Here is a 16536-nt window from a genome sequence, read left to right on the forward strand (position 1 = left end):
GAGGACATCTAAAGATGGCAAAAGAAAAGTTTGAACGTTCCAAGCCCCACGTGAACGTGGGCACCATCGGTCACGTTGACCACGGTAAAACCACCCTGACTGCTGCTCTGACCCGCGTATGTGCGGAAGTTTGGGGCGGTGACGCTGTTGCTTTCGACGGTATCGACAATGCACCGGAAGAGCGTGAGCGCGGTATCACCATCGCTACTTCTCACGTTGAGTACGAGTCCCCGACTCGCCACTACGCTCACGTAGATTGCCCGGGACACGCCGACTACGTTAAGAACATGATCACCGGTGCTGCTCAGATGGACGGCGCTATCCTGGTATGTTCCGCAGCTGACGGCCCCATGCCGCAGACTCGTGAGCACATCCTGCTTTCCCGTCAGGTAGGTGTACCTTACATCGTTGTATTCCTGAACAAAGCGGACATGGTAGACGACGAAGAGCTGCTCGAGCTGGTAGAAATGGAAGTTCGCGAACTTCTGGATCAGTACGAGTTCCCAGGTGACGACACTCCGATCATCGTTGGTTCCGCTCTGATGGCCCTGAACGGCGAAGACGACAACGAAATGGGTACTACCGCTGTTAAGAAGCTGGTAGAGACTCTGGACGAGTACATCCCTGAGCCAGAGCGCGCTGTAGATCAGCCGTTCCTGATGCCGATCGAAGACGTATTCTCTATCTCTGGTCGTGGTACTGTTGTAACCGGTCGTGTAGAGCGCGGTGTGATCAACACTGGCGACGAGATCGAAATCGTTGGTATCAAAGAAACCACCACTACTACCTGTACTGGTGTTGAAATGTTCCGCAAGCTGCTCGACGAAGGTCGTGCTGGTGAGAACATTGGCGCACTGCTGCGCGGCACCAAGCGTGACGAAGTAGAGCGTGGTCAGGTACTGGCTAAGCCGGGCTCCATCACTCCGCACACCAAGTTCGAAGCGGAAGTGTATGTACTGTCCAAGGACGAAGGTGGTCGTCACACCCCGTTCTTCAAAGGCTACCGTCCTCAGTTCTACTTCCGTACTACCGACGTAACTGGTGCGGTAGAGCTGCCGGAAGGTACTGAAATGGTAATGCCGGGCGACAACATTCAAATGGTTGTTACCCTGATCGCTCCGATCGCCATGGAAGACGGCCTGCGCTTCGCTATCCGCGAAGGTGGTCGTACCGTAGGTGCGGGCGTTGTTGCCAAGATCATCGAGTAATAGTTACTCCTGATCTAAATAAAAAGCCGCAGCGGACGCGCTGCGGCTTTTTTTGTGCCCGATAATTGCCTACTTGCACCAGCTGGTGTTGTTTGGTGCTGCGAGCATCACCCCTCTCTGTTAGGGGCTCAATATTGAATCCTTTCCGGCATATCTGCGGCCGCTAATATTTGCTTTTAATCTAGCGAGCTTATGGCCAATCCCGGCTTAAATCACAGCTTCTGCTGCCCGCAAACAGCTTGGTGAATTGAGGGCCGCTCATCTCGACCAGCTCTTCGTGGTCACCGGCCTCAAAGTAAATGGTTTCACGGTGTCCAAGGCTGGTGTCTAGCAGGGTGGTAATTCCGTAAGCCTGGCCTAGGGCGGGCAGGGCGCCCAGTTCACAGTCTGGGAATATGGCGCCGAGCTCGGTTTCCGAGACCATTTGCAGTGAGTTTCGCCCTGTCTCATTGTGAAGAGAGCGCATGTCGAGGCTGCTGCTGGCTGGGATCACAGCCATTACGTAACCCTCTATATCCTGAAGCAAAATCGCTTTTGCCACCTGATCCTCTCGCACATGGGCGGCGCGGGCGCTTTCCCGGCTGGTGCGTGTGTGCGGGTGCTGAATCAGATGGTAATCGACCGATTGGTCATTTAAATATTGGCTCAGTGTTGCGGCGATAGTCATTGTGGATACCTCGTTCCGCTTGGAGTACTCAATTGTAGTTTCGACAGATTGAAATTTGATCAGCCTGTACAGTTGACAGCCTGCTGCGCTCCCCGTAGAATTCGCGCTCCTTTTCGCCCGCCCTCGGGGCTGCGTAAGAGGACGTTCTTTAGTTAATAATTGGAGTTTGATTCCATGCAGGGTCAACGTATCCGTATTCGCCTGAAGGCCTTCGATCACAAGCTGATCGATGCGTCCACTCAGGAGATCGTAGAGACGGCTAAGCGCACTGGCGCACAAGTTCGCGGTCCTATCCCGCTGCCGACTCGCAAAGAGAAGTACACCGTACTGATTTCCCCGCACGTTAATAAAGACGCTCGCGATCAGTATGAGATCCGTACTCACAAGCGTTTGCTGGACATCGTTGAGCCTACCGAGAAAACCGTCGACGCGCTGATGAAGCTCGATCTGGCGGCCGGTGTTGAGGTCCAAATTAGTCTCGGCTAACACTTTTACTAACTACCGAATCCCGGGCGAAAACGGTCCGGGTAGTGTAACGCTCTGAAATTGGGCGGCCGCAGTGGGTTAAAGCCCCGTGCACTGAGAGGTTAAAAAAGATGACTATAGGTATTGTCGGCCGCAAGAGCGGCATGACTCGCATCTTCACTGAAGATGGCGTATCCATTCCGGTAACCGTTGTTGAGGTTGCTCCGAATCGCGTCACCCAAGTGAAAACTCAGGAAACTGACGGTTACAGCGCTGTTCAAGTAGCAGTAGGCAGCCGCAAAGCTTCCCGTGTCTCCAAGCCCGCAGCGGGCCACTTCGCCAAAGCCAATGTAGAGGCTGGCACAAATCTTTTCGAACTGCGCACTGACGGTTCCGAAGAGACTTTCGAAATCGGTTCTGAAATTACTGTTTCCAGCTTCGAAGCTGGCCAGATGATCGACGTAACCGGCACTTCCAAAGGTAAAGGCTTCCAGGGCGGCGTTAAGCGTTGGAATTTCCGCACCCAGGACGCAACCCACGGTAACTCCCTGTCTCACCGCGCACCCGGTTCTATCGGTCAATGTCAGACTCCTGGCCGCGTATGGAAAGGCAAGAAGATGGCCGGACATATGGGTGCTGAGCGCGTAACCGTGCAAAACCTGGAAGTGGTTCGTGTCGATGCCGAACGCAACCTGCTGTTGGTTAAAGGCGCTGTACCCGGTGCACCCGGTGGCAACGTTATCGTTCGTCCGGCAGTTAAAGCCTAAGTCTGAGGGGAAATAGATATGGAACTGAATATCGCTACTCCCGAAGGCGCTAAAGGCACAGTAGCTGTCTCTGAAGTGACTTTCGGACGTGAGTTCAACCAAGATCTGGTACACCAGGCAGTTGTGGCCTACATGGCCGGCGCTCGCCAGGGTACCAAGGCGCAGAAAAATCGTTCCGATGTTTCTGGTGGTGGTAAGAAGCCATGGCGCCAAAAAGGTACTGGCCGCGCACGTGCCGGTACTATCCGCAGCCCGCTGTGGCGTTCCGGTGGCGTAACCTTCGCCGCTGATCCGCGCGATCACAGCGTTAAGCTGAACAAAAAAATGTACCGCGCTGCACTGCGTTGCATTCTGTCTGAGCTGGCTCGTCAGGAGCGCCTGGTAGTGGTTGAGTCCTTTGATGTGGACGCACCCAAGACCAAGCAGCTGGTAAGCAAACTGGCTCAGTTTGACCTGTCCGATGCGCTGATCGTGACTGAAGAGGTTAGCGAAAACCTCTACCTGGCCGCACGCAACTTGCACAAGATCGACGTCCGCGATGTACAGGCGATCGATCCAGTAAGCCTGATTCGCTTTGATAAGGTCGTGGTTACCGTTTCTGCGCTCAAGAAAATTGAAGAGGTGCTGGGATGAACCAAGAGCGACTCTACAAAGTACTGCTGGGCCCGGTAATTTCCGAAAAAGCTGCTGGACTGGCGGATAGCGCCAATCAGGTAGTTTTCAAGGTTACCACCGACGCCGAAAAAGCTGAGATCAAGGCTGCGGTTGAGAAGCTGTTTAACGTTTCCGTTGAGCAGGTTCGCACCGTGAACGTAAAGGGCAAAACCAAGCGCACTCGCAATGGCATGGGCCAGCGCAGCGATTGGAAAAAAGCCTACGTTCGCCTGGCTGAGGGCAGCGACATCAATTTTGAAGCTGCTGAGTAAAGGGGACCGTTACAATGGCAATTGTAAAAACAAAACCGACCTCCGCCGGCCGTCGTCACCTGGTTAAGGTTGTTAACACCGACCTGCACAAGGGTGCTCCTTACGCTCCTCTGTTGGAGAGCAAGAGCAAAAGTGGTGGCCGTAACAACAATGGTCGTATCACTACCCGTCACATCGGTGGTGGCCACAAGCAGCACTACCGTGTAATCGACTTCAAGCGCAACAAAGACGGTATTCCGGCTAAAGTTGAGCGTCTGGAGTACGATCCCAACCGCAGCGCACACATCGCTCTGGTGTGTTACGCCGACGGTGAGCGTCGTTACATTATCGCACCGAAAGGCCTGAAAGCAGGTGCCACCATTCAGTCCGGCGATGCCGCACCGATTGTTGTGGGTAACACTCTGCCTCTGCGCAACGTTCCGGTAGGTTCTGTAATCCACGCGATCGAGCTGAAGCCAGGCAAAGGCGCTCAGCTGGCCCGTTCTGCTGGTGCCTCTGTGCAGCTGGTAGCTCGTGAAGGTCAGTATGCGACCATTCGTCTGCGTTCCGGCGAAATGCGCAAGGTTCTCGCTGAGTGCCGCGCAACCCTGGGTGAAGTGAGCAACTCCGAGCACAGCCTGCGCAAGCTGGGTAAAGCTGGTGCTGCACGCTGGCGTGGTGTTCGTCCTACCGTTCGCGGTGTGGCGATGAACCCGGTAGATCACCCGCACGGTGGTGGTGAAGGCCGTACCTCTGGTGGTCGTCATCCGGTTACTCCGTGGGGCGTTCCGACCAAGGGTAAGAAAACGCGCAAGAACAAGCGCACCGATAAGATGATAGTACGTCGTCGCGGCAAGTAAGCCGCGCGATGTCTGAGCAGCTAGAGAGGAATCGACAGTGCCACGCTCATTAAAGAAAGGTCCCTTTATTGATCTGCATTTGATCAAGAAGGTGGAGGCAGCGATTGCAGCAAACGATCGTCGGCCGATTAAAACCTGGTCCCGCCGTTCCATGATTATGCCGGAAATGGTTGGACTGACGATTGCCGTGCACAACGGTCGTCAACACGTGCCCGTTTTGGTTAACGAAGAAATGGTTGGCCATAAACTGGGCGAGTTCGCTGCTACCCGCACTTACCGCGGTCATGCTGCGGACAAGAAAGCGAAGAAGCGCTAAGCCGAGGTTATAAAGATGGAAGTAGCAGCAAAATTACGCGGCGCACGTCTATCGGCGCAAAAGGCGCGACTGGTAGCTGATCAGGTTCGCGGCAAAGGCGTTGAAGAGGCCCTGGATATACTGGCTTTCAGTACTAAAAAGGGTGCGGCGATCATTAAGAAAGTACTGGAGTCGGCCATTGCCAACGCTGAGCACAACGAAGGTGCTGACGTTGACGAGCTGAAGGTTTCCACAATTTTTGTGGACGAAGGTATGACCATGAAGCGCATTAAGCCGCGTGCTAAAGGTCGTGCTGATCGCATTCTTAAGCGTACTTGTCACATCACTGTGAAAGTGGCCGAGAAATAAGAGAGCAGGCGAGAAAACCATGGGACAAAAAGTACATCCTACCGGCATTCGTCTGGGTATCGTTAAAAAGCATACCTCTGTTTGGTATGCCGGCAGCGACGAGTACGCAGACAAGCTGTACACGGATCTGAAAGTTCGCGAATACATTCGCAAAAAACTGGCCCACGCTTCTGTGAGCCGTATTGAGATCGAACGTCCGGCAAACACTGCACGTGTGAAGATTCACACTGCACGTCCGGGCATCGTGATCGGTAAAAAAGGTGAAGACGTAGAACGTCTGCGCAAAGAAGTAAGCGCGCAGATGGGCGTACCTGTGCACATCGACATCGAAGAAGTGCGCAAGCCTGATATGGACGCGGCTCTGGTTGGCCAGAACGTTGCCCAGCAGCTGGAACGCCGTGTTATGTTCCGTCGCGCTATGAAGCGTGCCGTACAGAACGCTATGCGTCAGGGTGCCGAAGGTATCAAGATTCAAGTAAGTGGCCGTCTCGGCGGTGCAGAAATCGCGCGTACCGAATGGTATCGCGAAGGCCGTGTGCCCCTGCACACCCTGCGCGCCAACATCGACTACGCCAATGTTGAAGCGAAGACTACTTACGGCATCATCGGTATCAAGGTGTGGATCTTTAAAGGCGAGGTAATCGGTGACGAAGTGCCCGATGAGAAGCCGGTAAAGAGCCGCAAAAAAGCTGCTAAATAAGGGGTACGCAAATGCTGCAACCAAAGCGTACAAAATTCCGCAAGGTACAGAAGGGTCGCAACCGCGGTCTTGCTCAGCGCGGCTCTAAAGTGAGCTTTGGCGAGTTTGGCCTTAAGGCTACCGGTCGTGGTCGCATTACTGCGCGCCAGATCGAAGCGGCTCGTCGCGCAATGACTCGTCACATTAAACGTGGCGGTAAAATCTGGATTCGTGTGTTTCCAGATAAGCCCATTACCAATAAGCCCCTCGAAGTTCGAATGGGTAAAGGTAAAGGTGGCGTTGAATACTGGGTAGCTCAGATCCAGCCGGGCAAGGTCCTCTATGAGATGGAGGGTGTGTCCGAGGAGCTGGCTCGTGAGGCTTTCGCACTAGCTGCGGCCAAGCTGCCTGTAAAAACAACTTTCGTTAAGCGTTCGGTGATGTAATGAAGACTGCAGATCTACGCGAAAAGTCAGTTGAAGAGCTGAACCAGGAACTGCTGAACCAGCTCGAAGCTCAATTTAAGCTTCGTATGCAAAAATCCACCGGTCAACTGGCTCAGACTCATCTGCTGAAGCAGACTCGTCGCGACATTGCTCGCATAAAGACTGTGTTGACCGAGAAGGCAGGTAATTAATCATGGCTGAAGCAAAACTGAAGCGTACTCTGACCGGCAAGGTTGTGAGTGACAAGATGGATAAAACCATCACCGTTTTGATCGAGCGCCGTGTTAAGCACCCGATCTACGGCAAAATTGTAAACAAGTCCACAAAGCTCAAGGCACATGATGAGAACAATGATTGCAGCATCGGTGATGTTGTAACCATCGAGGAATCTCGTCCTCTGTCCAAGAGCAAATCTTGGGCTTTACAGAAAATTGTAGAGCGTGCGGCGAAGGTATAACCCCTAGCGCATTGACTGCCGAATTGAAAGGTTTCGGAGAGAGACAATGATTCAAGCGGAATCCTACTTAGAAGTAGCTGACAACAGTGGGGCTCGCCGCGTCATGTGCATCAAGGTGCTGGGCGGCTCCCATCGTCGTTATGCCGGCGTGGGCGACATTATCAAGGTAACCGTTAAGGAAGCCATCCCCCGCGGTAAAGTGAAGAAAGGTCAGGTAATGAACGCCGTTGTGGTTCGCACCAAAAAAGGTGTGCGTCGCGCGGACGGTTCCCTGATTAAATTTGACGATAACGCAGCGGTGCTGCTGAACCAGCAACTGGCGCCGGTTGGCACCCGTATTTTTGGTCCGGTAACTCGCGAATTGCGCGGTGAGAAGTTCATGAAGATCATCTCCCTCGCTCCCGAAGTTATCTAGGCCTCGAGCGGAGAAGAGTTATGCGCAAGATCAAGCGTGACGACGAAGTGATCGTTATCGCCGGTCGTGACAAGGGCAAACGTGGTTCAGTACGTAAAGTACTGAACGACGGTCGTCTGATTGTCTCCGGCATACAGATGATCAAAAAGCACCAAAAGCCAAACCCACAGATGGGTATTGCAGGTGGCATCGTTGAGAAAGAAGCTGCTATCCAAGCTTCCAACGTAGCCATCTTCAACCCTAACACCCAGAAGGCTGACCGGGTGGGCTTTAAAGTACTGGAAGACGGCACTAAGATTCGCGTCTTCAAATCCAGCGGCGAAGCCATCTAAGGCTCTTGACGCAAAAGCAGGTTGGTAGATCATGGCAAAGCTTAAAGAGCTCTACACTAAGGACCTCGTGGCCAAGCTAAAAGAAGAGCTTGGTCTCGAGAATGTGATGGCAGTGCCGCGCATCACCAAGATCACCATCAACATGGGTGTTGGTGAAGCGATTGGTGATAAGAAGGTGCTGGAGCACGCTGTCAACGATATGACAGCAATTACTGGTCAAAAGCCCATCGTTACTAAAGCGCGCAAGTCTATTGCGGGCTTTAAGATTCGTGACGGTTGGCCGATCGGCTGTAAGGTAACTCTGCGCGGTGAGCGCATGTATGAGTTCCTGGAGCGTTTGGTTGACATCGCGATTCCGCGTATCCGCGACTTCCGTGGCATTAGCCCGAAGCAGTTCGACGGCCGCGGTAACTTCTCTATGGGCGTGACTGAGCAAATCATCTTCCCGGAAATTGACTACGACAAAGTAGACAAGCTCCGCGGTCTGGATATTTGTATTACCACTACAGCTGCAAACGACGATCAAGGTCGCGCGCTGCTGAAAGCGTTCAACTTCCCTTTCAAGGGTTAAGAGGATTCCATGGCGAAGAAATCCATGATTGCGCGCGAAAACAAGCGCGCTCGAACCGCAGCTAAGTACGCCGAGAAGCGTCAAGAGCTGAAGGCGATCATCGCCAGTTCCACTGCTTCCGAAGAGGAGCAGTGGGAGGCTCAACTCAAGCTGCAGAAAATGCCGCGCGATGCAAGCCCGGTACGTCAGCAACGCCGCTGTCGTATTACTGGTCGCCCCCACGCTGTATACCGCAAGTTCGGCCTGTGCCGTAACAAGCTTCGTGAAGCTGCGATGCGTGGTGATGTTCCTGGCCTCGTGAAGTCCAGCTGGTAATTACCAGCTGGTTTAAGGCAGATTTGAGGAGTCTCATAAGATGAGTATGCAAGATCCGTTGGCAGATATGCTGACTCGCATCCGCAATGCCCTGGCGCGCGGAAAGGCGGAAGTCACCCTGCCATCATCCAAACTGAAAGTAGCAGTGGCCAAAGTCCTGAAAGACGAAGGTTACGTTACTGATTTAAACGTAAGCGAAGGCGCTAAGCCGGAACTGACCATTGCTCTGAAATACTTCCAGGGCAAGCCGGTTATTGCCGAGCTCAATCGCGTTTCCCGTCCGGGCCTGCGCGCTTACACTGGTAAAAAAGCTCTGCCTACCGTACGTGGTGGCCTGGGTGTCGCGATCGTTTCCACCTCTAATGGTGTGATGACTGACCGCGCTGCACGTCAGGCTGGTATCGGTGGCGAAGTGCTTTGCACCGTATTCTAAGCGGGGGTTGCAATGTCTCGAGTAGCAAATAGTCCGGTAGTTATCCCCGCAGGTGTAACCGTAGACCTGAAAGGTCAAAATATCGCTGTTAAAGGCGGTAGCGGTAACCTGGATATGGTTATTCACGGTGATGTAGAAGTGAGCGAGGCTGAAAGCCAGCTGACTTTTGCCGCGCGCAATAACTCCAAGCAGGCCAGAGCCTTGGCGGGTACCACCCGTGCTTTGGTCAATAACATGGTGATAGGCGTAAGCAAGGGCTTCGAGAAGAAGCTGCAGTTGCTGGGTGTTGGTTATCGTGCGAAAGCAGCCGGTAAAGCGGTTAACCTGACCCTGGGCTTCTCCCATCCGATCGATTATCAGTTGCCGGAAGGCGTGACTGCGGAAACTCCATCCCAGACTGAAATCGTACTGAAGAGCAGCAATAAACAGCTGCTGGGCCAAGTGGCCGCTGAGATCCGCTCGTTCCGTCCGCCGGAGCCCTACAAAGGTAAGGGTGTCCGTTATGCCGACGAGCGCGTGTATCGCAAAGAGGCCAAGAAGAAGTAAGTAGGGCATAGATATGAACGTTAAGAAAGCATCTCGCTTGCGTCGTGCACGTCGTGCCCGCGCCAAGATCCGTGAGCTGGGCGCCGTTCGCCTCACCGTGAACCGCACCCCGCGCCACATTTACGCACAGATCCTGTCTGCCGAAGGCAGCGCGGTATTGGCTTCTGCCTCTACCCTGGACAAGGACCTGCGCTCTGGTAAAACTGGCAACGCTGACGCTGCTGCCGCAGTTGGCAAACTGATCGCTGAGCGCGCGAAAGCCGCTGGCGTTGAACAAGTTGCCTTCGATCGTAGCGGCTTCAGATACCATGGCCGTGTTAAGGCTCTGGCTGACGCTGCCCGCGAAGCCGGTCTGAAATTCTAAGGGTTGAGTTATGGCTAGAGAGAAAGACAAAAGCAACGACGAAGGCCTGCAGGAGAAGCTGGTCCAGGTCAACCGCGTTGCCAAGACTGTTAAAGGTGGTCGTATCTTCGCCTTTACCGCACTGACCGTAGTTGGTGATGGCAATGGCCGTGTTGGCTTTGGTCGTGGCAAGGCACGTGAAGTGCCTGTAGCGATTCAAAAGGCGATGGAATCTGCACGCCGCAACATGATCCAGGTAGACCTGAATGGTGACACCATCCAGTACGCTACCAATGGTCGCCACGGCGGTTCCAAGATTTACATGCAGCCCGCTTCCCAGGGTACCGGTGTAATTGCCGGCGGTGCTATGCGCTCCGTTCTGGAAATGGCTGGTGTACACAACGTATTGGCTAAGTGTTACGGCTCCACCAACCCGGTGAACGTAGTACGTGCAACTTTCAAAGCTCTGGAGCAAATGCAGAGCCCGGAAGATGTAGCTGCCAAGCGCGGTAAATCTGTCGAAGAGATTCTGGGCTAATTACAGCTCGGATTTAAGGTTATTGGTGGGTTAAGACCATGGCTAAGAAGACCATAAAAGTGACCCAGACCAAAAGCATCAACGGACGCCTGAAAAGTCATCAGGCGTGCGTTGCGGGTCTGGGCCTGCGCCGCATCGGCCACACAGTGGAAGTGGAGGATACTCCCTCCGTGCGCGGTATGATCAACAAAGTAAACTACCTGGTTAAGGTTGAGGGGGAATAACATGCGTTTGAACGACTTGTCTCCAGCACCAGGCCACAAGCACAGCGCCAAGCGCGTTGGTCGCGGTATTGGTAGCGGAATTGGTAAGACCGGTGGCCGCGGCCACAAAGGTCAGAAAGCGCGTTCCGGCGGCAGTGTTCGTCCGGGCTTCGAAGGCGGTCAGATGCCTTTGCAGAAGCGTCTTCCTAAGTACGGTTTCACCGCTCGTGTTTCTCGCTTTACCGCAGAAGTACGTCTGGCTGAGCTGGCGAAGGTAGAAAATGACGTAATCGATTTGGCAGCGCTTAAGAATGCCGATATCATCGGCAGCCATATTAAACGCGCCAAAGTGTTCCTCTCAGGTGAGCTGACCAAAGCTGTTACCGTTAAGGGTCTGGGAGTTACCAAAGGTGCAAAGGCAGCGATTGAAGCTGCTGGCGGTAAAATAGAAGACTAATCGAGGCGCCAATGGCACGACCAGGATCCGGTGGAAATCCCCTGGGCAACAGCAAGGGATTGGGCGAGCTTTGGGCTCGCCTTCGTTTTCTGTTTCTAGCGATTCTTGTTTATCGACTGGGGACACATATTCCGGTGCCCGGCATTGATCCGGAAAAGCTGTCAAACCTGTTTAACCAGAACCAGGGAACCATCCTTGGCCTGTTTAACATGTTTTCAGGCGGCGCCCTGGAAAGGATGAGTATTCTGGCGCTGGGCATCATGCCCTACATCTCCGCGTCCATCATCATGCAGTTGATGAGCGCGGTGACTCCCTCTCTGGAAGCGTTGAAGAAGGAAGGGGAGGCCGGAAGACGTAAGATCAACCAGTACACCCGCTATCTGACGGTAATACTGGCCCTGATTCAGGGGATCGGTATGACTTTCGGCCTGGCAGGGCAGAACCTGGCTTACTCATCTGAGCCCGCGTTTGGTTTTTACTTTGTGGCGGTAACGTCACTGGTGACTGGTGCTGTATTTATGATGTGGCTCGGTGAGCAGATCACTGAGCGCGGTGTTGGCAACGGCATTTCCATGCTGATTTTTGCCGGTATCGTCGCCGGTTTACCCGGTGCCATCGGCCAGGCATTTGAACAGGCGAGACAGGGTGAGCTGCACATACTCATGCTGTTGATGATTGGCGTCATCGCTCTTGCTGTAGTGTTCTTTGTGGTTGTTATGGAACGCGGCCAGCGCCGCATTACGATCAATCACGCCAGGCGCCAAGCGGGACGTTACTCTGCAGCTCCAGCTGCACAGGCGAGCCACTTGCCGCTGAAGGTAAACATGGCCGGTGTAATTCCGGTAATCTTTGCCAGCAGTATCCTGTTGTTCCCGGCCACACTGGCACAGTGGTTTGGTCAGGGCGGGGAAGGTCTCGGTGCAGAGATCCTGCAGTGGATGGCGTTGCAGCTTGGACCAGGGCAACCGCTGAACATTATTCTGTTCGCACTGTTGATTGGTTTCTTCTGTTTCTTCTACACGGCGTTGATGTTCAACCCGAATGAAGTTGCGGATAACCTGAAAAAGTCCGGTGCTTATGTGCCAGGTATTCGCCCTGGAGAGCAGACGGCCCGCTATATCGATAGCGTGCTGACTCGCCTCACTCTGGTGGGTGCTGTATACATCGCACTGGTATCCCTGCTGCCGCAGTTCCTGGTGGTTGGGTTTAACGTTCCCTTCTATCTGGGGGGTACCTCACTGCTGATCGTTGTAGTCGTAGTGATGGACTTTATGGCACAGGTACAATCGCATCTGCTGTCGCACCAGTACGAGGGTTTGATGAAAAAATCTAACCTGCAAAGCTACGGTCGTCGCTAGGGCGTCGCCTGCTCGCAGTTTGATTGAATTGAGGTAAGGTCATGAAAGTACGCGCTTCTGTAAAAAAGATCTGCCGTAACTGCAAAATCGTGCGTCGCAAGGGTGTTCTGCGGGTAATCTGCAGCGCTGAGCCACGTCACAAGCAGCGTCAAGGCTAAGAAGGGGCCAGCCCCTTGCGGAGAGCGCCCTCAGGGCGCCTCTGTAAAAGCTGGAAAAATTCGCTACTCGATACAGCCCCGTATCGAATGGCAACACCCCGAGAAGTTTTTTGGGGTGGGAAGTTAGCAACAGCAAACTTCCAACTGGGGGCGTTGACTGTCGTCTTCATCCGCTTCGGGGGACCGATGCGGACGTTGGCTATTGCAAATTAGTGTCTGAAAAGCTATTCTTGCGCGCCTTTTTGGTGGCGCCGCCGGTTTTTTAGTCGCTGTCAGCGCCGAAATCAAAGTAGAGTCACATACTTAATATAAAGCAGTGACTCCAATACGTGGAGTACGCCTCTATGGCACGTATTGCTGGTGTCAATGTACCAGACCACAAGCACGCCGTAATCTCCCTGACCCACATTTATGGGGTTGGTCGCACTACGGCTAAGTCTATTTTGGCAGCGGTTGGTATCGCTGAATCCACCAAAATCCGCGAACTGTCTGAAGAGCAGATCGAAACCATCCGTGGTGAAGTTGCAAAACTGACCGTGGAAGGCGACCTGCGCCGTGAAATATCCATGAACATCAAGCGTTTGATGGACCTGGGTTGTTATCGCGGTCTGCGTCACCGTCGCAGCTTGCCGCTGCGTGGTCAGCGCACCAAGACCAATGCTCGCACCCGTAAGGGTCCGCGCAAGCCGATTCGCAAGTAAGCCTTAACTAAAAGGCGCGAAATCGCGGTTCAAGATGCCCCATCCGGCTAATCGCCGAGGGGATTTGATACAGGATTTAGGATACTGGTATGGCTAAGCCAAAAACTACTGTTCGCAAAAAGGTCAAAAAGACCGTTGTCGACGGTATTGCCCACATCCACGCATCGTTCAACAACACGATCGTGACGATCACTGATCGCCAGGGTAATACCCTCAGCTGGGCCACCGCAGGTGGATCTGGCTTCCGTGGCTCGCGTAAGAGCACCCCGTTTGCAGCCCAGGTTGCCGCTGAGCGCGCAGGTACTGCAGCTCAGGAATACGGCCTGAAAAACCTCGACGTAGAAGTTAAGGGCCCTGGCCCCGGTCGCGAATCTGCCGTTCGTGCACTGAACAACTGCGGCTACAAGATCACCAACATCACCGACGTGACGCCTATCCCGCATAACGGATGTCGTCCACCTAAAAAGCGTCGCGTGTAAGAGGGGGCTGACAAAATGGCACGTTATATTGGACCAAAATGTAAACTGTCCCGTCGTGAAGGGACTGACCTGCAGCTGAAGAGTGGTGTTCGTCCGCACGACTCCAAGTGTCGCGCAGAATCCAAACCCGGTCAGCACGGCGCTGGTCGCGGTCGTCTGTCCGACTACGGTATTCAGCTGCGTGAAAAGCAAAAAGTTCGTCGTATCTACGGCGTACTGGAAAAGCAGTTCCGTAACTACTATAAGGAAGCAGCACGTCTGAAGGGCGCTACAGGTGAAAACCTGCTGCAACTTCTCGAGCAGCGTCTGGACAACGTGGTTTACCGCATGGGCTTCGGCTCAACTCGCTCTGAAGCGCGTCAGCTGGTTTCCCACAAAGCGATTCTTGTAAACGGCACTACCGTTAACATCCCTTCTTTCCAGGTTAAAGAAGGCGACGTTATCGCTGTACGTGAGAAAGCCAAGAAGCAGCTGCGTATCCAGAATTCCGTTTCCCTCGCTGCCCAGCGTGGCGATGTCGAGTGGGTAGACGTAAACGCGAGCAAACTGGAAGGCACTTTCAAGCGCACTCCGGATCGTGTCGATCTGCCGGCAGAGATCAACGAAAACCTTATCGTGGAACTGTACTCCAAGTAACAATAAGTCCACTTTAAGGAATGCAACTGTAAACAGGTATGGCTATGCAGACTGCTGTCAACGAGTTTTTGACACCGCGTCGTATTGACGTCACCGAGTACAATCCGAATCACGCCAAAGTGATTTTGGAGCCCCTGGAGCGTGGCTTTGGCCACACTCTTGGCAATGCGCTGCGTCGCATCCTGCTGTCCTCCATGCCGGGCTGCGCCGTCACCGAGGTGGAAATCGAAGGTGTCGAGCACGAGTACAGCGCGATCGAAGGTGTGCAGGAAGATGTAATTGAAATCCTGCTCAACCTGAAAGAAATCGCCGTTGTTATGCACGGTAAGGATCAGGCGGTATTGAGCCTGAGCAAAAAGGGCCCAGGTGCGGTGACTGCTGGAGATATCCAGGTAGATCACGACATCGAGATCGTTAATCCTGAGCACGTGATCGCCAATATTACTGGTGATGTCGAGCTCAACCTGCGTCTCACTGTAGCGCGCGGTCGTGGCTACCAGCCCGCCGATGCTCGTCGTGGCGAGGAAGAGGAAAGCCGTGCAATTGGCCGTCTGCAGCTGGATGCTTCATACAGCCCAGTGCGTCGCGTTTCCTACAGCGTGGAAAGCGCGCGTGTAGAACAGCGCACTGACCTGGATAAGCTGGTTCTGGATCTGGAGACCAACGGTACCCTGGACCCGGAAGAGGCTATTCGTCGCGCCGCCACTATTCTGCAGCAACAGCTCGCAGTATTTGTGGACCTGGAAGGCGAGAAGGATGCACAGCCGAAGGCTGAAGAGCCTGAAGTTGATCCGGTACTACTGCGCCCGGTAGACGACCTGGAGTTGACTGTACGTTCGGCGAACTGTCTGAAGGCAGAGAATATTTACTACATTGGTGATCTGATTCAGCGCACTGAAGTAGAACTGCTGAAGACGCCGAATCTTGGTAAGAAGTCTCTGACTGAAATCAAGGACGTACTGGCTTCCCGTGGTTTGTCCCTGGGTATGCGCCTGGAAAACTGGCCGCCGGCCAGCCTGAAAGGCGACAGCAAGTTAAGCCCCCTGTAAGCATTTGGTAGTCGCGACGGTGTCGTGATTAGTAGAAAGAACCCGAGCGGTGCTACAGCTTAGCGCGACACCGCTCCAGAACGACCTGCTGTGACAGCAACTTAGGTCGTAAGGAATTGAGTCATGCGTCATCGCTATAGTGGCCGTAAATTCAGCCGCACGAGCGCTCACCGCAAGGCCATGTTCAAGAACATGAGCGCCTCTCTGGTGGAGCACGAACTGATCAAAACCACACTGGCCAAAGCCAAAGAACTGCGCCGCGTTGCCGAGCCGCTGATCACTCTGGCTAAGAAAGACAGTGTTGCTAACCGCCGTCTGGCTTTCGCTCGTATCCGTGATAAGGATGCTGTGCGCAAGCTGTTCGACGAGCTGGGTCCTCGTTACGAAGCCCGTCCTGGTGGTTACATCCGTATCATGAAGTGTGGTTTCCGCGCTGGTGATAAGGCGCCGATGGCATACGTTGAGCTGGTAGATCGTCCTCAAGTAGAAGACGAAGCTGCTGAAGCTTAAGCGTTATTAGCCATAGCGCTACGGAAGGCCGGTCTTTGACCGGCCTTTTTTTTGCCATAAGGAGATTTTTGTATGTCTTTTGAGCAATTGTTAAAGAGTTTGAATCCCGAGATTGTGGGCAGCTTAAAGCGGGCCATTGAACTTGGAAAATGGCCCAATGGTGTTGCGCTAACCCCTGAGCAACGCAGCCTCTGCGCAGAAGCGGTTTCCAATTGGGAGTCCGCAAACCTTCCGCGGGAGCAACAGGTAGGCTATGTGGCGCCGAAGACCAAGGATGAGCCCTGTGTAGGAAAAAAAGACGATGAGCAAGCGGTTAACTGGGTTGGCTAGCTAATCAGTCTGTAAGATATTGGCACTTTATTCATTGGTGAGGG

At 53.7% G+C, this 16536-nt stretch carries 31 protein-coding genes; 30 read left to right on the forward strand and 1 reads right to left on the reverse strand.

All coding sequences use genetic code 11. From position 1 onward, the window contains the following. The first annotated feature begins 14 nt into the window (after positions 1-14). Complete coding sequence (gene tuf, locus ACJJIM_RS00070) at positions 15-1208, forward strand: elongation factor Tu (protein ID WP_108731642.1); 1194 nt, start codon at positions 15-17, stop codon at positions 1206-1208. 190 nt (positions 1209-1398) lie between these two features. Here the strand turns inward: tuf and ACJJIM_RS00075 are convergent, their stop codons facing one another. Continuing rightward, on the reverse strand, positions 1399-1875 hold the full coding sequence (locus tag ACJJIM_RS00075; RefSeq protein WP_282934399.1) for an aminoacyl-tRNA deacylase: 477 nt from the start codon (positions 1873-1875) through the stop codon (positions 1399-1401). 174 nt (positions 1876-2049) lie between these two features. Here ACJJIM_RS00075 and rpsJ point away from each other — a divergent pair, with 174 nt between their 5' ends. The 29 genes from rpsJ to ACJJIM_RS00220 all read left to right on the forward strand — a co-directional run bounded on the left by rpsJ (position 2050) and on the right by ACJJIM_RS00220 (position 16492). Beyond that, positions 2050-2361, forward strand: a complete 312-nt coding sequence (rpsJ, locus tag ACJJIM_RS00080) for a 30S ribosomal protein S10 (RefSeq protein ID WP_010133849.1) — start codon at positions 2050-2052, stop codon at positions 2359-2361. A 110-nt stretch (positions 2362-2471) separates the two neighbouring features. Continuing rightward, positions 2472-3107 carry a 50S ribosomal protein L3 gene (rplC, locus tag ACJJIM_RS00085; RefSeq protein WP_108731654.1) on the forward strand — a complete coding sequence of 212 codons (636 nt, stop codon included), beginning with the start codon at positions 2472-2474 and terminating at the stop codon, positions 3105-3107. Between the two features lie 18 nt (positions 3108-3125). Continuing rightward, positions 3126-3740 (forward strand): 50S ribosomal protein L4, encoded by a 615-nt coding sequence (gene rplD, locus ACJJIM_RS00090; protein WP_020411385.1) that lies wholly within the window; start codon positions 3126-3128, stop codon positions 3738-3740. After that, positions 3737-4033 (forward strand): 50S ribosomal protein L23, encoded by a 297-nt coding sequence (gene rplW / locus ACJJIM_RS00095; protein ID WP_282934398.1) that lies wholly within the window; start codon positions 3737-3739, stop codon positions 4031-4033. The genes rplD and rplW overlap by 4 nt, the downstream gene beginning before the upstream one ends. A gap of 14 nt (positions 4034-4047) precedes the next feature. Beyond that, a complete protein-coding gene (rplB, locus tag ACJJIM_RS00100; protein ID WP_108731657.1) occupies positions 4048-4872 on the forward strand; it encodes a 50S ribosomal protein L2 in 825 nt (274 codons plus the stop codon). 37 nt (positions 4873-4909) lie between these two features. Further along, the gene (rpsS, locus tag ACJJIM_RS00105) at positions 4910-5188 is read left to right on the forward strand and encodes a 30S ribosomal protein S19 (protein WP_069946924.1); all 279 of its coding nucleotides are present in this window, start codon (positions 4910-4912) and stop codon (positions 5186-5188) included. A gap of 15 nt (positions 5189-5203) precedes the next feature. Next, positions 5204-5536 carry a 50S ribosomal protein L22 gene (rplV, locus tag ACJJIM_RS00110; protein ID WP_282934397.1) on the forward strand — a complete coding sequence of 111 codons (333 nt, stop codon included), beginning with the start codon at positions 5204-5206 and terminating at the stop codon, positions 5534-5536. Between the two features lie 19 nt (positions 5537-5555). Continuing rightward, positions 5556-6236, forward strand: a complete 681-nt coding sequence (gene rpsC / locus ACJJIM_RS00115; protein ID WP_282934396.1) for a 30S ribosomal protein S3 — start codon at positions 5556-5558, stop codon at positions 6234-6236. Positions 6237-6247: 11 nt separating this feature from the next. Further along, the gene (gene rplP / locus ACJJIM_RS00120) at positions 6248-6661 is read left to right on the forward strand and encodes a 50S ribosomal protein L16 (protein ID WP_282934395.1); all 414 of its coding nucleotides are present in this window, start codon (positions 6248-6250) and stop codon (positions 6659-6661) included. Next, complete coding sequence (gene rpmC, locus ACJJIM_RS00125; protein ID WP_020411392.1) at positions 6661-6852, forward strand: 50S ribosomal protein L29; 192 nt, start codon at positions 6661-6663, stop codon at positions 6850-6852. The genes rplP and rpmC overlap by 1 nt, the downstream gene beginning before the upstream one ends. A 2-nt stretch (positions 6853-6854) precedes the next feature. After that, positions 6855-7118, forward strand: coding sequence for a 30S ribosomal protein S17 (gene rpsQ / locus ACJJIM_RS00130; protein ID WP_108731660.1), 264 nt, complete (start codon positions 6855-6857; stop codon positions 7116-7118). Between the two features lie 46 nt (positions 7119-7164). Further along, positions 7165-7533, forward strand: coding sequence for a 50S ribosomal protein L14 (rplN, locus tag ACJJIM_RS00135; RefSeq protein ID WP_067151032.1), 369 nt, complete (start codon positions 7165-7167; stop codon positions 7531-7533). Between the two features lie 20 nt (positions 7534-7553). Continuing rightward, a complete protein-coding gene (gene rplX / locus ACJJIM_RS00140; protein ID WP_108731661.1) occupies positions 7554-7865 on the forward strand; it encodes a 50S ribosomal protein L24 in 312 nt (103 codons plus the stop codon). Positions 7866-7896: 31 nt separating this feature from the next. After that, entirely contained in the window at positions 7897-8436 is a 540-nt protein-coding gene (gene rplE / locus ACJJIM_RS00145; RefSeq protein ID WP_020411396.1) for a 50S ribosomal protein L5, read from the forward strand. A gap of 9 nt (positions 8437-8445) precedes the next feature. Then, positions 8446-8751 (forward strand): 30S ribosomal protein S14, encoded by a 306-nt coding sequence (gene rpsN, locus ACJJIM_RS00150; protein WP_020411397.1) that lies wholly within the window; start codon positions 8446-8448, stop codon positions 8749-8751. Between the two features lie 40 nt (positions 8752-8791). Further along, complete coding sequence (gene rpsH / locus ACJJIM_RS00155; protein ID WP_282934394.1) at positions 8792-9184, forward strand: 30S ribosomal protein S8; 393 nt, start codon at positions 8792-8794, stop codon at positions 9182-9184. A gap of 12 nt (positions 9185-9196) precedes the next feature. After that, on the forward strand, positions 9197-9730 hold the full coding sequence (gene rplF, locus ACJJIM_RS00160; RefSeq protein WP_282934393.1) for a 50S ribosomal protein L6: 534 nt from the start codon (positions 9197-9199) through the stop codon (positions 9728-9730). Positions 9731-9743: 13 nt separating this feature from the next. Beyond that, complete coding sequence (gene rplR / locus ACJJIM_RS00165) at positions 9744-10094, forward strand: 50S ribosomal protein L18 (protein WP_282934392.1); 351 nt, start codon at positions 9744-9746, stop codon at positions 10092-10094. Between the two features lie 10 nt (positions 10095-10104). Continuing rightward, positions 10105-10611, forward strand: coding sequence for a 30S ribosomal protein S5 (gene rpsE / locus ACJJIM_RS00170; RefSeq protein ID WP_282934391.1), 507 nt, complete (start codon positions 10105-10107; stop codon positions 10609-10611). 38 nt (positions 10612-10649) lie between these two features. Further along, positions 10650-10835, forward strand: a complete 186-nt coding sequence (gene rpmD / locus ACJJIM_RS00175; RefSeq protein WP_020411402.1) for a 50S ribosomal protein L30 — start codon at positions 10650-10652, stop codon at positions 10833-10835. Between the two features lies 1 nt (position 10836). Continuing rightward, positions 10837-11271, forward strand: a complete 435-nt coding sequence (gene rplO / locus ACJJIM_RS00180) for a 50S ribosomal protein L15 (protein WP_282934390.1) — start codon at positions 10837-10839, stop codon at positions 11269-11271. Between the two features lie 11 nt (positions 11272-11282). Continuing rightward, on the forward strand, positions 11283-12629 hold the full coding sequence (gene secY, locus ACJJIM_RS00185) for a preprotein translocase subunit SecY (RefSeq protein WP_282934389.1): 1347 nt from the start codon (positions 11283-11285) through the stop codon (positions 12627-12629). A gap of 41 nt (positions 12630-12670) precedes the next feature. Further along, a complete protein-coding gene (gene rpmJ / locus ACJJIM_RS00190) occupies positions 12671-12787 on the forward strand; it encodes a 50S ribosomal protein L36 (RefSeq protein ID WP_010133825.1) in 117 nt (38 codons plus the stop codon). A 344-nt stretch (positions 12788-13131) separates the two neighbouring features. Further along, entirely contained in the window at positions 13132-13488 is a 357-nt protein-coding gene (gene rpsM / locus ACJJIM_RS00195; RefSeq protein WP_282934388.1) for a 30S ribosomal protein S13, read from the forward strand. An 89-nt stretch (positions 13489-13577) separates the two neighbouring features. Continuing rightward, on the forward strand, positions 13578-13967 hold the full coding sequence (gene rpsK, locus ACJJIM_RS00200; RefSeq protein WP_020411406.1) for a 30S ribosomal protein S11: 390 nt from the start codon (positions 13578-13580) through the stop codon (positions 13965-13967). A 15-nt stretch (positions 13968-13982) separates the two neighbouring features. Further along, the gene (rpsD, locus tag ACJJIM_RS00205; protein ID WP_108731669.1) at positions 13983-14603 is read left to right on the forward strand and encodes a 30S ribosomal protein S4; all 621 of its coding nucleotides are present in this window, start codon (positions 13983-13985) and stop codon (positions 14601-14603) included. Positions 14604-14647: 44 nt separating this feature from the next. After that, complete coding sequence (locus ACJJIM_RS00210) at positions 14648-15652, forward strand: DNA-directed RNA polymerase subunit alpha (RefSeq protein ID WP_282934387.1); 1005 nt, start codon at positions 14648-14650, stop codon at positions 15650-15652. A gap of 123 nt (positions 15653-15775) precedes the next feature. After that, positions 15776-16162, forward strand: coding sequence for a 50S ribosomal protein L17 (gene rplQ / locus ACJJIM_RS00215; protein ID WP_108731671.1), 387 nt, complete (start codon positions 15776-15778; stop codon positions 16160-16162). 72 nt (positions 16163-16234) lie between these two features. Beyond that, a complete protein-coding gene (locus tag ACJJIM_RS00220) occupies positions 16235-16492 on the forward strand; it encodes a YeaC family protein (RefSeq protein WP_444912064.1) in 258 nt (85 codons plus the stop codon). Positions 16493-16536 lie beyond the last annotated feature (44 nt).

The organism is Microbulbifer maximicatervae (SeqCode), from assembly GCF_052467615.1.

What these genes read in the sequence shown, in the direction of transcription:
- rpsC (WP_282934396.1), top strand. Translation starts at nt 5,556, where the DNA reads ATGGGACAAAAAGTACATCCTACCGGCATTCGTCTGGGTATCGTTAAA.
- rpsD (WP_108731669.1), top strand. Translation starts at nt 13,983, where the DNA reads ATGGCACGTTATATTGGACCAAAATGTAAACTGTCCCGTCGTGAAGGG.
- rpmC (WP_020411392.1), top strand. Translation starts at nt 6,661, where the DNA reads ATGAAGACTGCAGATCTACGCGAAAAGTCAGTTGAAGAGCTGAACCAG.
- rplP (WP_282934395.1), top strand. Translation starts at nt 6,248, where the DNA reads ATGCTGCAACCAAAGCGTACAAAATTCCGCAAGGTACAGAAGGGTCGC.
- rpsK (WP_020411406.1), top strand. Translation starts at nt 13,578, where the DNA reads ATGGCTAAGCCAAAAACTACTGTTCGCAAAAAGGTCAAAAAGACCGTT.
- tuf (WP_108731642.1), top strand. Translation starts at nt 15, where the DNA reads ATGGCAAAAGAAAAGTTTGAACGTTCCAAGCCCCACGTGAACGTGGGC.
- rplC (WP_108731654.1), top strand. Translation starts at nt 2,472, where the DNA reads ATGACTATAGGTATTGTCGGCCGCAAGAGCGGCATGACTCGCATCTTC.
- rpsH (WP_282934394.1), top strand. Translation starts at nt 8,792, where the DNA reads ATGAGTATGCAAGATCCGTTGGCAGATATGCTGACTCGCATCCGCAAT.
- rpsM (WP_282934388.1), top strand. Translation starts at nt 13,132, where the DNA reads ATGGCACGTATTGCTGGTGTCAATGTACCAGACCACAAGCACGCCGTA.
- rplB (WP_108731657.1), top strand. Translation starts at nt 4,048, where the DNA reads ATGGCAATTGTAAAAACAAAACCGACCTCCGCCGGCCGTCGTCACCTG.
- ACJJIM_RS00075 (WP_282934399.1), bottom strand. Translation starts at nt 1,875, where the DNA reads ATGACTATCGCCGCAACACTGAGCCAATATTTAAATGACCAATCGGTC.
- ACJJIM_RS00220 (WP_444912064.1), top strand. Translation starts at nt 16,235, where the DNA reads ATGTCTTTTGAGCAATTGTTAAAGAGTTTGAATCCCGAGATTGTGGGC.
- rpsN (WP_020411397.1), top strand. Translation starts at nt 8,446, where the DNA reads ATGGCGAAGAAATCCATGATTGCGCGCGAAAACAAGCGCGCTCGAACC.
- rpsQ (WP_108731660.1), top strand. Translation starts at nt 6,855, where the DNA reads ATGGCTGAAGCAAAACTGAAGCGTACTCTGACCGGCAAGGTTGTGAGT.
- rplF (WP_282934393.1), top strand. Translation starts at nt 9,197, where the DNA reads ATGTCTCGAGTAGCAAATAGTCCGGTAGTTATCCCCGCAGGTGTAACC.
- rpmJ (WP_010133825.1), top strand. Translation starts at nt 12,671, where the DNA reads ATGAAAGTACGCGCTTCTGTAAAAAAGATCTGCCGTAACTGCAAAATC.
- rplR (WP_282934392.1), top strand. Translation starts at nt 9,744, where the DNA reads ATGAACGTTAAGAAAGCATCTCGCTTGCGTCGTGCACGTCGTGCCCGC.
- rpsE (WP_282934391.1), top strand. Translation starts at nt 10,105, where the DNA reads ATGGCTAGAGAGAAAGACAAAAGCAACGACGAAGGCCTGCAGGAGAAG.
- rplW (WP_282934398.1), top strand. Translation starts at nt 3,737, where the DNA reads ATGAACCAAGAGCGACTCTACAAAGTACTGCTGGGCCCGGTAATTTCC.
- rplQ (WP_108731671.1), top strand. Translation starts at nt 15,776, where the DNA reads ATGCGTCATCGCTATAGTGGCCGTAAATTCAGCCGCACGAGCGCTCAC.
- secY (WP_282934389.1), top strand. Translation starts at nt 11,283, where the DNA reads ATGGCACGACCAGGATCCGGTGGAAATCCCCTGGGCAACAGCAAGGGA.
- rpsJ (WP_010133849.1), top strand. Translation starts at nt 2,050, where the DNA reads ATGCAGGGTCAACGTATCCGTATTCGCCTGAAGGCCTTCGATCACAAG.
- rplE (WP_020411396.1), top strand. Translation starts at nt 7,897, where the DNA reads ATGGCAAAGCTTAAAGAGCTCTACACTAAGGACCTCGTGGCCAAGCTA.
- rplV (WP_282934397.1), top strand. Translation starts at nt 5,204, where the DNA reads ATGGAAGTAGCAGCAAAATTACGCGGCGCACGTCTATCGGCGCAAAAG.
- rplO (WP_282934390.1), top strand. Translation starts at nt 10,837, where the DNA reads ATGCGTTTGAACGACTTGTCTCCAGCACCAGGCCACAAGCACAGCGCC.
- rplX (WP_108731661.1), top strand. Translation starts at nt 7,554, where the DNA reads ATGCGCAAGATCAAGCGTGACGACGAAGTGATCGTTATCGCCGGTCGT.
- rplD (WP_020411385.1), top strand. Translation starts at nt 3,126, where the DNA reads ATGGAACTGAATATCGCTACTCCCGAAGGCGCTAAAGGCACAGTAGCT.
- rpmD (WP_020411402.1), top strand. Translation starts at nt 10,650, where the DNA reads ATGGCTAAGAAGACCATAAAAGTGACCCAGACCAAAAGCATCAACGGA.
- rplN (WP_067151032.1), top strand. Translation starts at nt 7,165, where the DNA reads ATGATTCAAGCGGAATCCTACTTAGAAGTAGCTGACAACAGTGGGGCT.
- ACJJIM_RS00210 (WP_282934387.1), top strand. Translation starts at nt 14,648, where the DNA reads ATGCAGACTGCTGTCAACGAGTTTTTGACACCGCGTCGTATTGACGTC.